The following is a 1,588-nucleotide window of genomic DNA, read 5'->3' on the forward strand; positions in this document are numbered from 1 at the left end:
GAACAGCGCACCGATTGGCTCTCAAGCGTGACCAATCAACTGAACATGGGATGGAACCGTGGGAGAAGCATTCGTAAAACAGAAGTGCGTGATGATTTGGTGAGTGCAACCCAAGAGCAAATCGATTTCTTAAGACAAATTACCCTTTCCTTTAAAATTGAAGGTTTTGGCAAAGGGGAAAAATTAGAAAGCTTTACCTTTGATGGCGTGGATGTTTTACAAAAAATCTATTATTGTTTTACATCTCCCGATGGCGCTCTTGAAGGCGCTTTCACGATTCCACAAAATATTACAGCTGGTACAAAAAACGTTGTGGCACGGGGAAAAGGTGGAACCATTGCAACAGGGCTTTTTACTGGGCAAGGTGTGATTGATGTGAAAGTGATGCGACGCACCACCACAGTAAAAATATGGACACAAGTGGATCCACAAGCACAAGTTTTTACACCCGATGAAACACGGCAAATCACCGGTATTGACTTTCATCTTTGCAAAATCGGCAATCAAAACCATGATTTGGTGATTGATTTGGTCACCACTGAAAACGGTTATCCGACCGCCGATATCCAAGCACAAAGCTTTTATTCCATGAAGGGCGCAAAGCTAGGGTGGGCAGAGGCACGCTATGATGTACCACTTCTTGTCCCCGATGATCGCTTAACGGCTTTCGTTATCAAGACAGATGATAGTAATCATTCTGTCTCCTTAGCAAAGCTTGGGGATTTTGATGCAGAACATCAGAGATATGTCTCAAGCCACCCTTACGTGACCGGTCCACGCTTTTCTTCAGTTAACGCACAAAGCTGGACTGCTCATCAAGATGAGGCTTTAGCTTTTCGAGTGTTGGCAGCCCGCTACACACAAACAGAAAAAACCATTGATCTTGGCACTTTTGACCTTGTGGACTGCTCTGATTTACAAATACGCGCAGCCATTGAATTGCCTTCAAGCGATTGTTCTGTCATCTTTGAAATTGAACGAAACAATGGCACGGTTTATCAACTCCTTCCCTTTCAATTGCTAAGCCTTACTGAATATATCAGTGAAAAGATAAAGCTTCGCGCCATTCTCAAAGGGACAGAGAAGCTCTCACCTGTTTTGTTTGCTCCTGTTCAATTGATTGCAGGGAAGATTCATAAGGAAGCCACTTATGTCACCCGTGCTTTTTCCTTTGGAGAAAAGGCAAGGTTGACCAGTTATATCAAAACCTTTTTACCGGGCGGTGCAACCTTTTCACTGGAGATGCAACTGGATGATGGTGCTTTCACCCCTTTGAAATTAGAGGAAACAGAGCAACTCGCTGAACCGCTTTGGACAGAGCGCAAATTTATCAGTGGTGATAAAACAGCCAAACAAGCGCGCTTGAAATTGACCCTTACCGGTGGACCGGCGGCACGGTCCATGGTGTGTGATTTTGGTGCTGGTATATTATGAGGGGAAAATGAGACATGACAAAAACGAAAAAACTCGACATGGAATTGCCGAAAGAAGGACGCTTTATCAGTTCTGAATTCCCAATCTTGCGGGAAAACTTGACCAAAATTGATCAAGCCATTGTTGATATTGAGGAAAAGGTAGAGGGAAAAGC

General features: G+C 44.0%; 1 pseudogene. It reads left to right on the forward strand.

Annotated elements, in window-relative coordinates:
• Positions 1-1,434, forward strand: a pseudogene (locus tag ACFIKJ_RS09190) (DUF4815 domain-containing protein); the annotation flags it as partial.
• Between the last annotated feature and the right edge of the window lie 154 nt (positions 1,435-1,588).

The sequence above is a fragment of the Bartonella sp. PS7NMGDW genome, from assembly GCF_042193585.1.
GTDB classification, from domain to species: domain Bacteria; phylum Pseudomonadota; class Alphaproteobacteria; order Rhizobiales; family Rhizobiaceae; genus Bartonella; species Bartonella grahamii.